General features: G+C 62.7%; 10 protein-coding genes. 9 read left to right on the top strand and 1 reads right to left on the bottom strand.

What is annotated here, in order from left to right:
• Positions 1–45: 45 nt before the first annotated feature.
• The 8 genes from ccmI (at position 46) to ACQZ5K_RS24455 (ending at position 9,101) form a co-directional block, all read left to right on the top strand.
• On the top strand, positions 46–1,209 hold the full coding sequence (gene ccmI / locus ACQZ5K_RS24420; RefSeq protein ID WP_448741715.1) for a c-type cytochrome biogenesis protein CcmI: 1,164 nt from the start codon (positions 46–48) through the stop codon (positions 1,207–1,209).
• Positions 1,206–1,718, top strand: coding sequence for a cytochrome c maturation protein CcmE (gene ccmE / locus ACQZ5K_RS24425; protein WP_003521234.1), 513 nt, complete (start codon positions 1,206–1,208; stop codon positions 1,716–1,718). Before ccmI ends, ccmE begins: the two co-directional genes overlap by 4 nt.
• The gene (locus ACQZ5K_RS24430; RefSeq protein ID WP_020808641.1) at positions 1,715–3,706 is read left to right on the top strand and encodes a heme lyase CcmF/NrfE family subunit; all 1,992 of its coding nucleotides are present in this window, start codon (positions 1,715–1,717) and stop codon (positions 3,704–3,706) included. Before ccmE ends, ACQZ5K_RS24430 begins: the two co-directional genes overlap by 4 nt.
• A gap of 125 nt (positions 3,707–3,831) precedes the next feature.
• The gene (locus ACQZ5K_RS24435) at positions 3,832–4,296 is read left to right on the top strand and encodes a cytochrome c-type biogenesis protein (RefSeq protein ID WP_448741716.1); all 465 of its coding nucleotides are present in this window, start codon (positions 3,832–3,834) and stop codon (positions 4,294–4,296) included.
• Between the two features lie 153 nt (positions 4,297–4,449).
• Positions 4,450–6,018: a Do family serine endopeptidase gene (locus ACQZ5K_RS24440; protein ID WP_448741717.1), complete on the top strand. Its 1,569-nt coding sequence runs from the start codon at positions 4,450–4,452 to the stop codon at positions 6,016–6,018.
• Positions 6,019–6,328: 310 nt separating this feature from the next.
• Positions 6,329–7,087, top strand: a complete 759-nt coding sequence (locus ACQZ5K_RS24445) for a response regulator transcription factor (protein WP_031233368.1) — start codon at positions 6,329–6,331, stop codon at positions 7,085–7,087.
• 9 nt (positions 7,088–7,096) lie between these two features.
• Complete coding sequence (locus ACQZ5K_RS24450) at positions 7,097–8,506, top strand: sensor histidine kinase (RefSeq protein ID WP_448741735.1); 1,410 nt, start codon at positions 7,097–7,099, stop codon at positions 8,504–8,506.
• A gap of 169 nt (positions 8,507–8,675) precedes the next feature.
• Positions 8,676–9,101 carry a thiol-disulfide oxidoreductase DCC family protein gene (locus ACQZ5K_RS24455; RefSeq protein WP_448741718.1) on the top strand — a complete coding sequence of 142 codons (426 nt, stop codon included), beginning with the start codon at positions 8,676–8,678 and terminating at the stop codon, positions 9,099–9,101.
• A gap of 130 nt (positions 9,102–9,231) precedes the next feature.
• On the opposite strand, the gene ACQZ5K_RS24460 is transcribed toward ACQZ5K_RS24455, so the two are convergent.
• Positions 9,232–10,095, bottom strand: a complete 864-nt coding sequence (locus tag ACQZ5K_RS24460) for a MipA/OmpV family protein (protein ID WP_448741719.1) — start codon at positions 10,093–10,095, stop codon at positions 9,232–9,234.
• Positions 10,096–10,382: 287 nt separating this feature from the next.
• Here ACQZ5K_RS24460 and ACQZ5K_RS24465 point away from each other — a divergent pair, with 287 nt between their 5' ends.
• Positions 10,383–13,352, top strand: coding sequence for a bifunctional [glutamine synthetase] adenylyltransferase/[glutamine synthetase]-adenylyl-L-tyrosine phosphorylase (locus ACQZ5K_RS24465; RefSeq protein ID WP_448741720.1), 2,970 nt, complete (start codon positions 10,383–10,385; stop codon positions 13,350–13,352).
• Positions 13,353–13,406: the final 54 nt, after the last annotated feature.

Genomic DNA, 13,406 nt, shown 5'->3' on the forward strand with positions numbered 1-13,406 from the left:
GCGCTTCATGTTTCCATGTGCCGCGCATTCGAGTAATTGAGCCTTATGTTCTGGATTGTCGTTGCGATATTGACGGCGGCTGTCGCCATCGTCCTGATGTACCCGCTGATGCGGAAGACCGAAGCGCCGCAGACGCGCCGCGAGGGTGAGGTCGCCGTTTATCGCGATCAGCTGGCCGAACTGGACCGCGAACGCGCCGCCGGCCTCATCGGCGACACCGAGGCGGATTATGCCCGCGCCGAAATCGGCCGCCGGCTTCTCGCCGCCGCCGAAGCGGAGGAGCAATCCGGCAAAGAAACCCGGCCGCGCCGGCACAATCTCGCCGCCAGCCTCATTACCGTTCTGCTGCCCGCGCTCGGTCTCTGTCTTTACATCTGGAACGGCAGTCCGGAGGTGCCGGACATGCCGCTCGAGGCGCGTCTTGAAAAGCCCGGCAACGACATGAACCTGCTGGTCGCCCGGGCGGAACGGCATCTGGCGCAGAACCCGGAGGACGGCGCCGGCTGGGATATTCTCGCACCGATCTATTTCAAGACATTGCGGCTTGGCGATGCCGAGCTTGCCTATCGCAACGCGCTTCGTATTCTGGGACCGAGCCCGGAACGGCTGACGGGCCTTGGCGAAACGCTGGTGGCCGGCAATGACGGCATCGTCATCGAGGCCGCACGTGCTGCTTTTGCTGAGGCAGAAGAGCTGAAGCCCGGCAATCCGCGCGCCCGCTTTTATCTGGCGCTGTCGCTGGAACAGGCCGGCAAGGCCGAGGAAGCGCGCGCTGCCTTCACCGCGCTGGCGGCCGATGCACCGGCCGGCGCGCCGTGGCTGCCGCTGGTGCGCGAACATATCGCCCGGACCGGCGGCGCGGCGACCCCTGCCGCACCCGGCCCGACCGCTGAGGACATGGCGGCGGCAAAAGACATGACGGCGACGGACCGGCAGGCGATGATCGAGGGTATGGTGGCGAGCCTCGACGCCAAGCTGAAGGAAAACCCGGCCGATTTCGAAGGGTGGATGCGGCTTGTCCGTGCCTATTCCGTGCTGAAGGACGAAGCCAAGGCCGGAGAAGCGCTGCGGGCGGGGCTGAAGGCCTTCCCGCCGGAGGGCGAGCAGGGCAGGCAGCTTCTGGCGCTGGCAAAGGAACTGGGCGTTTCCGCCGGACCGATCCGCATGAACGGGCAGCAGGATGCCGCGCCGCAGGGAGTGACGCAATGACCCGCAAACAGAAACGCCTGGCGATCATCGGCGGCGGCATGAGCTTCATCGTTGCAGCCGTGCTGCTGGTCATGTTCGCCTTCGGCCAGTCCATTGCCTATTTCTACATGCCGGCCGACCTGGAGAAAACGCCCGTCAACCCCGGCACCCGCATCCGTCTCGGCGGGCTGGTGGCGGAAGGCTCGATCAAGCGCGGCGAGGGCCGCACGGTGAGCTTCACGGTGACCGACGGTGAAGCGAACGTGCCGGTCAGCTATACCGGCATCCTGCCCGATCTTTTCCGCGAAGGGCAGGGCGTGGTTACCGAAGGCATGTTCGATGCCGCGACCCACGGCTTCGTTGCCGACAGCGTGCTGGCCAAGCACGACGAGAACTACATGCCGAAGGAAGTGGCCGACCGGCTGAAGGACAAGGGCCTGTGGCAGCATGCGGGGGAAGGCGAAGAACCAGCCGCCGCAACGCCAGCGGCCAGCGCAACTTCTTCCGACAAGACCGGAGCGACCAGATGATCAACGAGATCGGCCATTATGTTCTGGTTCTGGCGCTCGGTGTGGGGCTGATCGTCTCGACGCTGCCGGTCATCGGCGCGCGCCGCAACGACCGGGCGCTGATGGATGTCGCCTCGCTCGGCTCGGTCCTGATGTTCCTGCTGGTCGCCTTCTCCTTCGCGGCGCTGACGCGGGCCTATGCCGTCTCGGATTTTTCCGTGCGCAATGTCTGGGAAAACTCCCATTCGCTGATGCCGATGATCTACAAGCTGACCGGCGTTTGGGGCAACCACGAAGGCTCCATGCTGCTGTGGCTGCTCATCCTTGTGTTTTTCAGCGCGCTCGTCGCCGCCTTCGGCCGCAACCTGCCGGAAACGCTCAAAGCCAATGTGCTTGCGGTGCAGGCATGGATTTCGGTCGCCTTCCTGCTGTTCATCCTGCTCACCTCCAACCCGTTCCTGCGGCTGGAGCCGGTGCCCGCCGAGGGGCAGGACCTCAATCCCATTCTTCAGGATTTCGGCCTCGCCATCCATCCGCCGCTGCTTTATCTCGGTTATGTCGGCTTTTCCGTCTGCTTCTCCTTTGCCGTTGCGGCGCTGCTGGAAGGACGCATCGACGCCGCCTGGGCGCGGTGGGTGCGGCCATGGACACTCGCCGCTTGGACCTTCTTGACTGCCGGCATCTCCATGGGCTCCTACTGGGCCTATTATGAACTCGGCTGGGGCGGCTGGTGGTTCTGGGATCCGGTGGAGAACGCCTCCTTCATGCCGTGGCTGGCTGGAACAGCACTTCTGCATTCGGCGCTCGTCATGGAAAAGCGCGAGGCGCTGAAGATCTGGACCGTGCTTCTGGCGATCATGACCTTTTCGCTGTCGCTGCTCGGCACCTTCCTCGTCCGCTCCGGCGTGCTCACCTCGGTGCATGCTTTCGCCACCGATCCGAGCCGCGGCATCTTCATTCTCGGCATCCTGACCGTCTTCATCGGCGGCGCCTTCGCGCTCTTTGCCTGGCGCGCGCCGTCGCTCAAGGCCGGCGGCCTGTTTGCGCCGATTTCGCGCGAAGGGTCGCTTGTCCTCAACAACCTCATCCTGACGGTCTCGACCGCGACCGTGCTGATCGGCACGCTTTACCCGCTCATTCTGGAAACGCTGACGGGCGAAAAAATCTCGGTCGGTGCGCCTTTCTTCAATCTTACGTTCGGCCTGCTGATGATCCCGATCCTGATCGTCACGCCGTTTGGCCCGATGCTCGCCTGGAAGCGCGGCGATCTTCTCGGGGCCTTCCAGCGGCTTTATGTGGCGGCAGCGCTTGCGGCCCTTGCCGGGCTGACGCTCTGGTACATCGAAAATGGCGGTCCGGTGCTGGCCGCACTCGGCATCGCCGCCGGTTTCTGGCTGATCTTCGGCGCTTTCGCCGATCTCTGGTATCGCGCCAATTTCGGCAAGCTCGCCTTCGGTATCGCGTTTCGTCGCCTGAAGGGCCTGCCGCGTTCGGCCTTCGGCACGGCGCTGGCGCATATGGGGCTTGGCATCACCGTACTCGGCATCGTCATCGTCACCACTTTCGAGACCGAGACGGTCCTGGAAATGAAAGAGGGCATGGCGGCGGAAGCGGGCGGTTACAGCCTGACCTTCGATGGCGTCCGCCACGCCGTCGGCCCGAATTTCACCGAGGATCGCGGCCATTTCACCGTGCGCAAGGCGGGGGTGGAGGTGGCCGATGTCTGGTCGTCCAAGCGGCTCTATACCGCACGCCGCATGCCGACGACGGAAGCCGGCATCCTGACCTTCGGCCTCAGCCAGCTTTATGTCTCGCTGGGTGACCCCATGGCCGATGGCGGCATGGTGGTGCGCATCTGGTGGAAACCCTTCATCCTGTGCATCTGGGGCGGCACGCTGTTCATGATGGCGGGCGGTTTCATCTCGCTCTCGGACAGGCGTTTGCGGGTGGGTGCGCCGAACCGCAAGGCGAAACCGGTGCGGGCTGCAATGCCGGAGGCGGCGGAATGATATCTGCGTTCTCTTCCTCATTCCTGTGCCTGTCACAGGAATCCAGCCGACAAGCGTCTGCGTGGCGAAAGAGTTTTTTCAGCCCAAGGACTAGGGCTGGCTGGATTCCTGTGACGAGCACAGGAATGAGGGAGGTTGTGGCGGGGCTCACGCTCCTTCTCGTCCTCATGTTTGCGTCATGGCCGGCCTTCGCCTTCAACCCGGATGAAGTCCTCAAAGACCCCGTGCTGGAGCAGCGCGCCCGCAACCTCACGTCTCAGCTCCGCTGCATGGTCTGCCAGAACCAGTCCATCGACGACAGCAATGCCGAGTTGGCGCGTGACCTGCGCGTTCTGGTGCGCGAACGGCTGGTCGAGGGCGACAGCGACAAGGCCGTCATCGATTATGTCGTGTCGCGTTACGGCGAGTTCGTGCTCCTGAAACCGCGCCTCAGCCTGCGCACCGTGCTTTTGTGGGGCGCGCCCATCGGTCTCACCCTTGCGGGAATTTTCGCCGTCTTCGTGTTTTCGCGCCGCCGCGCAAGCCAGGAACAGCCGCAGAAACTGAGTGCGGACGAAGAAGAACGAATTCGCAATCTCATTGAAAAATAACCGGTTCTCATTTTTCTCCCCGGTTCTTTTTCAACATTACGGATTTTTCATTCGTCAGACACTTCGCCGTAAGGTGTCGCCTCCTATATCTTCATCATCCACCGCTTCCCCGGTCAAACGGGCTCCAGTCTGAATGAAGAAAGAAGGTACACCATGTCTCATTCGCAAAACGGCCATTTCTCGCTGAAGACGGCCTCGCTGAAGACGGCTTTGAAGGCCACGACCGTTGGCGGCCTTGCGGCGCTGATGCTTTCCACCGGCATCGCCGCACCGATCCTCCATTCGTTTGCCGCCCCCGTCGAGGTGACTGCGCCGCAGGTTCCGAGCTTCGCCAATGTGGTCGATGCGGTGTCGCCTGCCGTCGTCTCCGTTCGCGTGCAGTCCAACGTGCAGCCCGCTTCCGATGATAGCAGCAATTTCTCCTTCAATTTCGGCGGCCGTGGCCTCGACCAGCTGCCGGACGACCATCCGCTGAAGCGCTTCTTCAAGGAATTCGGCGGCCCCAACCAGGATCGCTCCGACCGTGGCCCGAACCGCCACCGTGACGGCAAGGGTCCGCTGCGCCCCGTCGCTCAGGGCTCCGGCTTCTTCATTTCCGAAGACGGTTACATCGTCACCAACAACCACGTCGTCGATGACGGCTCCGCCTATACGATCGTGATGAATGACGGCACCGAACTCGACGCCAAGCTCGTCGGCCGCGATCCGCGCACCGATCTGGCACTGCTGAAGGTCGATGTGAATCGCAAGTTCACCTATGTCCAGTTCGCCGATGACAGCAAGATCCGCGTTGGTGACTGGGTCGTCGCCGTCGGCAACCCCTTCGGCCTCGGCGGTACGGTGACATCCGGCATTATCTCGGCCCGCGGCCGCGATATCGGTTCCGGCCCCTATGACGACTACCTGCAGATCGACGCCGCCGTGAACCGCGGTAACTCGGGCGGTCCCGCCTTCAACCTCAACGGCGAAGTCGTCGGCATCAACACCGCCATCTTCTCGCCCTCCGGCGGCAATGTCGGCATCGCCTTCGCCATTCCGGCATCGGTCGCCAAGGACGTGATCGCCGACCTGCAGAAGGACGGCAAGGTCGAACGCGGCTGGCTCGGCGTGCAGATCCAGCCGGTCAGCAAGGATATCGCCGAATCGCTCGGCCTTTCCGAAGCCAGCGGCGCGCTCGTCGTTTCGCCGCAGTCCGGCTCGCCGGGCGACAAGGCCGGCATCAAGCAGGGCGACATCATCACCGCCGTCAATGGCGAGCCCGTCAAGGATGCCCGCGACCTGTCGCGCCGCATCGGCGGCATGGCGCCCAACACCAAGGTTGAAATCTCGCTGTGGCGCGGCGGCAAGTCGCAGCCTGTCACGGTAACGCTCGGCGATCTCGCCAGCGACGATGCTTCCAAGGCGACACCGAGCCAGAACGACGACAAGGGCGGCCAGTCCTCCAGCGAGAAGGTGCTCTCCAGCCTCGGCCTGACGGTTGCGCCCGCCGATGACGGCAATGGCCTTGCCATCACCGATGTCGACCCCGACAGCGATGCCGCTGCCCGTGGCCTGAAGACGGGTGAGAAGATCACCTCGGTCAACAACCAGCAGGTCGCTTCCGCCGCCGATATCGAGAAGATCCTCGAACAGGCCAAGAAGGACGGACGCTCCAAGGCGCTGTTCCAGATCCAGACGGACGATGGCAGCCGCTTCATCGCTCTGGATATCGACCAGGGTTGATAGGTTGAAAGGCGATGCCGGTTCTTTCGGGAGCCGGCGTCGCCAAGGAATGTGTCTCGCCTGTAGGACGGGACAGAACATATGGAACGAGCGCGCCACCTGTTTCTTCTCCCCGTGGGGGAGAAGTCGCGGCAGCGGGATGAGGGGGCAAGGGTAGCGATAGACTGCACGCTTGCCCCCTCATCCGACCCTTCGGGCCACCTTCTCCCCGGCGGGGAGAAGAAACCCAGCCGCACTCGCCCGGTCCCTGGGCGCTCGCTCCGTCTTGAAGCGCAAAGGTGCCAGAGACCAGGTCTTCGGAGGAAACCTCATGGAAAACAAGGTTCAGGAAATGTCTGTCGCATCTGTTTCCGGTTGTGCGGAAAAGGGCGAGGGCGCTATTGTCCCGCACATGAAGATTCTTGTCATTGAAGACGACCTCGAGGCTGCGGCCTATATGACCAAGGCGTTCCGCGAAGCCGGGATCGTCGCCGACCATGCGAGCGACGGTGAGAGCGGCCTTTTCATGGGGTGCGAGAACGCTTACGACGTGATGGTGATCGACCGTATGTTGCCGCGCCGCGACGGGCTTTCCGTCATCAGCGAGCTGCGCCGCCGCGGCATCGAGACGCCGGTTCTGATCCTTTCCGCGCTGGGGCAGGTGGATGACCGCGTCACTGGCCTGCGCGCCGGCGGCGACGATTATCTGCCGAAACCCTATGCCTTTTCCGAATTGCTCGCCCGTATCGAGGTGCTGGGCCGCCGCAAGGGCAAACCCGAGCAGGACATGATCTACCGGGTCGGCGATCTCGAACTCGACCGGCTCTCCCACGATGTCCGCCGCAACGGCAAGGAAATCCTGCTGCAGCCGCGCGAATTCCGCCTGCTCGAATATCTGATGAAGAATGCCGGTCAGGTCGTAACCCGCACCATGCTTCTCGAAAACGTCTGGGACTATCATTTCGACCCGCAGACCAATGTCATCGACGTGCATGTCTCGCGCCTGCGCTCGAAGATCGAGAAGGACTTCGAGAAGCCGCTGTTGAAGACCATTCGCGGTGCTGGCTACATGATGAAGGACGAGGGCTGATTGGCGAAAATGGCCCGCCTCAGAATAGTATTTCGGTCGACAGCGGTGCGCCTTTCGGCGCTCTATATTCTGCTGTTTGCGCTCTGCGCCGCCTTCCTGGTCTTTTATGTCACCGCCCTTTCCGAACGGCTGCTGAACCAGCAGACGCGCGATGCCGTCTTGCAGGAAGTCTCGGATGTGCAGCGCATCTATAATCGCGGCGGCATCAACCCGCTGCTGCGGATGATGGAACGCCGCGCCCGCCAGCCGGGGGCGAGCCTTTACGTCATCGCCGGGCCGAATGGCGAAATCCTTGCCGGCAACGTCGCTTCGGTGCAGCCGGGCGTTTTCGACAAGGAAGGCTGGACCGGTTTTCCTTTCCGTTACGAGCGTTACTCCGAAAGCGGCGACAGCGTGCAGCATCTGGCCACCGCCAATGTTTTCATGCTCGACAATGGCCTGCGCATCCTGATTGGGCGCGACCTCGGCGAACCCACCAAGTTCCGGGCGCTGGTGCGCAACGCGCTGATGGTGGCGCTCGCCATCATGGGCGGCGGCGCGCTGCTCATCTGGTTCGGCATCGGCCGCAACGCGCTGAAACGCATCGACCGCATGTCGGCGGCGACCAAGAAGATCATGGCGGGCGACCTTTCGCAGCGCCTGCCGCAGGGCCGCTCCGGCGACGAATTCGACCGCCTGTCCGGCTCGCTCAACGCCATGCTCGGCCGCATCGAAAAGCTGAATGAAGGCCTGCGGCAGGTCTCTGACAATATCGCCCATGATCTGAAGACGCCGCTGACGCGGCTGCGCAACAAGGCGGCCGCAGCGCTTGACGACAATGACGAGACGAAACGGCGCGCAGCACTTGAAGGCATCATCGCCGAATCCGACCAGCTTATCCGCACCTTCAACGCGCTGCTGATGATTTCCCGCGTCGAGGCAGGTTCGATCGCCGCCGAAATGACCGATGTGGACGTCTCGGCAATTGCCGCCGACAGCGCCGAACTCTACGAGCCGGTGGCCGAGGATGCCGGGCTTGTGCTGGAGGCCGAAATAGAGGCTGACCTTTCGGTGAAGGGCAACCGCGAGCTGATTGGCCAGGCGCTCTCCAACCTCATCGACAACGCCATGAAATATGCCTGCGAGGGCGAAGGCGATAAAAAACTCGTTGTGCGTCTGGTAAGGGAACCAGAGGCCATCGTGCTCTCCGTCGCCGATAACGGCCCCGGCATTCCCGCCGACAAACGCGGTGAGGTGCTGAAACGCTTCGTCAGGCTGGATGAAAGCCGCTCGAAACCCGGAACCGGGCTCGGCCTGTCGCTGGTGGAGGCCGTGATGGAGCTGCATGGCGGATCGCTGACGCTGTCGGACACGGATGCCACGAATGCCGCCTGCCCGGGGCTAACCGTTTCGATGGTGTTTCCGGTCTCGAAGGCTTAGGCATCGCGGCTGACGATGCCGTTCACCGGGATTTGTGCGCAAAGTCTTCGCCATCCGGAAAATGACTGTTTTTCAACATTGTATTGCAAGATGATCTGAAGAATAGTCCGTTTGATTGCAATGGCTCTGTTCGGAAACCGTGTGCGATGGACGAAAGGATGTGTGACGGGTGGCAGCTACGGTTCCCTTGAACGACGACGGGCACGGCCCGATCATTCTGTTCGATGCCGAATGTGTGCTGTGCTCCGTGAATGCGCAATTTGTGCTGCGGCATGACAGGGCCGGATATTTCCGCCTGGCGTCCATGCAGGGCGATATCGGCGCGGAAATTTACCGACGTTGCGGCATGGACCCGAAAGATCCGGTCAGCATGCTGGTCGTGGAAGGTGGCAGGGTGCGGCAGGACAGCGATGCCGTGTTGAGCATATATGAAGCGCTGGGCCTGCCCTGGCGGCTGGTCACCGTACTACGCATCGTTCCCGCCTTCCTGCGCGATCCCGTTTATCGCTTTGTCGCCCGCAATCGCTACCGCTGGTTCGGAAAACGCGAAGAATGCTGGGTAGCGCCGCCGGAGTACCGGGAGAGGATACTCTAAACATCGCGGCCCCGGTGAAACGCCTTGCGGCGCTTCACCGGGTGAGGAGGCGTGAGGGCAGGGACGCCTTTCCTCATTGGGGACGTGCCGGAGTTCGCATCCGTGGCCGCGCATTCCTCCTGCTCACGGTTCAGAACGTGTAAGCCACGCCCACCATCGCAAACGGCTGAATATCCTTCTTCGACAGGGGGCTGTCCTTGGCATCGCCCAGCAGGAAGCCGACGCCGCCCGTGCCGGTGATCGACCAGTTCTCGGTGAGGAGGTAAGTGACGGAGGCGCTGGCGTCGACGCGCTTGAAGCCCGATTTCGCGTCGAAGCGGCGCAGGCCCGAGCGGGCGGACTGGGCCGAGGTGACGCCGAAATAGGATTTCATGTGCTTGTCGTCCGCCCAGGTGGCGGAGAGGTCGGCGCCCAGGATGAACTGATCGACCTTGTGCGAAACGCTGGCGCCGATGGTCGCGGTCAGGCCTTCGCTGCCGTCGATGGTCTTGTCCACCTTGGCGTAGATTTCGAAGGGATCCACGCCATAGGCGATGACGCCGCCGACCACGCCGGCCGCCTTGATATCGCCCATTCCGCGCAGGTTTTTCCTGTCGTCCTTTTCCTTGCGCCCGGCTTCCCAGCCGCCCTTCACACCCAGTCTGAAGCCGTTGTGGTTCAGCAGGTTGACGGTGACGCCGCTGAAATCGATGCTCAGCGTATCTCCATACTCGATGGAAACCAGCGGCACGGCGCCTGCTTCCAGCTTGTCCGAACCCTCATATTTCGGGGCGTAGGCGGCACCGACACCGAGCGTGATCTTCCAGTCGCTGGAGCTGCTGTAGCGGGCATTGTCGAAATTGCCCTGCGGATCGGCCACCCGGTCTGATTTGCCGATATCGGCGGCAAAAACGGGCGTGCAGACGGCCTGCGCCATGGGCAGCGTCGTCAGGCAAAGGGCCATCGCGCGCAGGTTCTTTTGCAATTTCACTGTAAAAATCTGTTTCATGATCATATCCGTTGCAACATCGAGCGTTGGAAAACCGGGGAGTCGGGTTTCGTTGAGGCTGACGCTACGCCGGCACAATTGCGGAGACATTACGGGGTACGGGGCTTTGGAAAACATCGCCATCGGCGGTTTTATGATCGCAAAGCGGCCTGCATTTGTTACAACGCCAGATGCATGCGCCGGGAGGATTCTAAGAGGTGCGGCGGCAGGGACGTTTCGGGTGCGGCGCATCCGGTCCTGAAAGTCGCATGTCGGGGAGCGGCGAGAGGATAGTCGGAAGAGGGAGAGACACAGTGACGAAACGGGAAACCGCCGAAAGGCGGCTGAGCGAGGTTCTGCCGGGCGTGATCCGCCCCTATACGCAGACGGAACTGAAATCCGTTCTTTCGACGCTGAAGGATATCGGCAAAAGCGAGCCGGCGGTGGCCGCGCTGCTTGCCGGGGAAAGTCCGCTGAAGGATTTTATCGCCGCGGCCTTCACGCTGTCCCCCTATCTGCGTGACATGGCGTCTGCGGATGAGGGGCTTTTGTCGCTGGCGATGTCGAAACCACTCGAGCCGCTGCTGACGGATCTCGTCCATGAGGCGCGCGATTGCTGGAAGCCGGGCGAAGAAGGCGGGGTGCCGAGCGAAAACGAGGTGATGTCGCGGCTGAGGGTAGCCAAACGGCGGCTCTCTTTCATCGCAGCACTTGCCGATCTGGCGCGCATCTTCACCGCGCGCGATACGACACGCTGGCTGAGCGACATGGCGGATGCATCGCTTTCCGCCGCCATCGATCACCTGCTGCTCGCCGCCCATGAGAGCGGCAAGCTGAAACTGAAGAATGTTGCAGCCCCCAGCGACGGGTCGGGCCTCATCGTGCTCGGCATGGGCAAGCTCGGCGCGCGCGAACTGAACTATTCTTCCGATATCGACGCCGTGGTGTTCTTCGAACCCTCCGCCGGCATCATGGACGATCCCTATGATGCGACGGAGAATTTCGGCCGGATGATACGCCGTCTGGTCCGCATCATGCAGGAGCGCACGGCCGATGGTTACGTTTTCCGCACCGATCTGCGGCTGCGCCCCGATCCCGGCTCGACGCCGCTCGCCATCCCCGTGGAGGCGGCGCTGCTTTATTATGAGGGCAGGGGCCAGAACTGGGAACGTGCCGCCTATATCAAGGCGCGGCCGGTGGCCGGCGATATCAAGGCGGGTGAGAATTTCCTGCGCGAGCTGACGCCCTTCATCTTCCGCAAATATCTCGATTATGCGGCGATTGCCGATATTCATTCCATCAAGCGGCAGATCCATGCCCATAAGGGCCACGGTGCCATTGCCGTGAAGGGCCACAATGTCAAGCTCGGGCGCGGCGGCATCCGCGAGATCGAGTTCTTCGCGCAGACACAGCAACTTATCGCCGGCGGCCGTATGCCGGCGCTCAGGGTGCGCGCAACGCAGGAGGCGCTTGCGGCGCTGACCGAGGCGAAATGGATCGACGCCGAAACGCGTGACAGCCTGACGGACGCCTATTGGTTCCTGCGTGAGGTGGAGCACCGCATCCAGATGGTGCGCGACGAGCAGACCCATGTGCTGCCCGACACCGAAGCCGAACTGAAGCGCATCGCCTTCATGCTCGGTTTTGAGGACACCAAGGCCTTTTCGGAAAAGCTGGAACAGGTGCTGCGGCTGGTGGAGCGGCGTTATTCGGCGCTGTTCGAGCAGGAGGTGAAGCTGTCAGGCGAGGCCGGCAATCTGGTTTTCACCGGCCAGAAGGACGATCCCGATACGTTAAAGACGCTCTCCGCCCTCGGCTTCGAACGGCCGGAGGATATTTCCCGCGTCATCCGCACCTGGCACAATGGCCGTTACCGGGCGACGCAATCGGTGGAGGCGCGCGAGCGGTTGACGGAGCTGACACCGGATCTGCTCAGGGCCTTCGGTGAAAGCAAGCGGGCCGATGAGGCGCTGCTGCGTTTCGACAATTTCCTCTCCGGCCTGCCTGCCGGCATCCAGCTCTTTTCGCTGCTCGGCAACAACCCGGCGCTGCTCGACCTTCTGGTGACGATCATGTCGTCCGCACCGCGCCTTGCCGAAATCATCGCCGCCCGTCCGCATGTCTTCGACGGCATGCTTGACCCGGCATTGATGAGCGACGTGCCGACGCGCGACTATCTCGCCCATCGTATGGGAAGCTTTCTCTCCAATGCCCGGCATTATGAGGATATTCTCGACCGGCTGCGCATTTTTGCCGCCGAACAGCGCTTCCTGATCGGCGTGCGGCTCCTGACCGGCGCGATCCGTGGCGAGGTCGCCGCCCGCGCCTTCACCCATCTTGCCGATCTGGTGATCGAGGCGGCGCTGAATGCGGTTCTGGCGGAGATGGAGGCGGCACATGGGCCCTATCCCGGCGGGCGCGTGGCTGTCATGGGCATGGGCAAGCTCGGCTCCTTCGAGCTGACGGCCGGTTCGGATGTCGATCTTATCCTGCTTTACGATTATGACGATGCCGCCCATGAATCGACCGGCGCAAAGCCGCTCGATGTGGTGCGTTATTTCACCCGCGTCACGCAAAGGCTGATTGCGGCGCTTTCCGCACCGACGGCAGAGGGCGTGCTTTACGAGGTGGACATGCGGCTTCGCCCCTCGGGCAATAAGGGCCCGGTGGCGACACGCATTTCCGCCTTCGAGAAATACCAGCGCGAGGAAGCCTGGACCTGGGAACACATGGCGCTGTCGCGCGCCCGCCTGATCTGCGGCGATGCCTCGCTGATGGAGGATGCGCGGCGCATCATCGCTTCCATCCTGTCGCAGAAGCGCGATGTGGCCAAGGTCTCGGCCGATGTGCTGGAGATGCGTAGCCTGATCGAGCAGGAAAAGCCGCCGGAAAACAACTGGGACTTCAAGCTCATCAATGGCGGGCTGATCGACCTCGAATTCATCGCCCAATATCTGGCGCTGGTGGGGCCGGTGAAGGGGCTTGCCGCGCATGAACCGGGGCGCAACACGGCCGAGGCGCTGCAGGCGCTCGCTGCCCCGGTGATGGAGCCGCAGGCTTTTGATGACTGCATGGCGGCGATGGGGCTCTACACTGAAATATCGCAGATCGTGCGGCTGTGCATCGATGGCGCCTTCAACCCGAAGGAAGCGCCGGCGGGCCTCACCGATCTCGTTTGCCGGGCGGGGGATTGCCCTGACATTCCCACACTGGAGGGAGAGGTGAAGCGGCTGGCGAAAGCGGTGCGGAAGGCGTTTGTGGGGACGGTGAAGAATGGTGGGTGAGGTTTCACCCCCTCTGCCCTGCCGGGCATCTCCCCCTCAAGGGGGGAGATCGAT

This window comes from Agrobacterium sp. 22-226-1 (assembly GCF_053522345.1).

What these genes read in the sequence shown, in the direction of transcription:
- ccmI (WP_448741715.1), top strand. Translation starts at nt 46, where the DNA reads ATGTTCTGGATTGTCGTTGCGATATTGACGGCGGCTGTCGCCATCGTC.
- ccmE (WP_003521234.1), top strand. Translation starts at nt 1,206, where the DNA reads ATGACCCGCAAACAGAAACGCCTGGCGATCATCGGCGGCGGCATGAGC.
- ACQZ5K_RS24430 (WP_020808641.1), top strand. Translation starts at nt 1,715, where the DNA reads ATGATCAACGAGATCGGCCATTATGTTCTGGTTCTGGCGCTCGGTGTG.
- ACQZ5K_RS24435 (WP_448741716.1), top strand. Translation starts at nt 3,832, where the DNA reads ATGAGGGAGGTTGTGGCGGGGCTCACGCTCCTTCTCGTCCTCATGTTT.
- ACQZ5K_RS24440 (WP_448741717.1), top strand. Translation starts at nt 4,450, where the DNA reads ATGTCTCATTCGCAAAACGGCCATTTCTCGCTGAAGACGGCCTCGCTG.
- ACQZ5K_RS24445 (WP_031233368.1), top strand. Translation starts at nt 6,329, where the DNA reads ATGGAAAACAAGGTTCAGGAAATGTCTGTCGCATCTGTTTCCGGTTGT.
- ACQZ5K_RS24450 (WP_448741735.1), top strand. Translation starts at nt 7,097, where the DNA reads ATGGCCCGCCTCAGAATAGTATTTCGGTCGACAGCGGTGCGCCTTTCG.
- ACQZ5K_RS24460 (WP_448741719.1), bottom strand. Translation starts at nt 10,095, where the DNA reads ATGATCATGAAACAGATTTTTACAGTGAAATTGCAAAAGAACCTGCGC.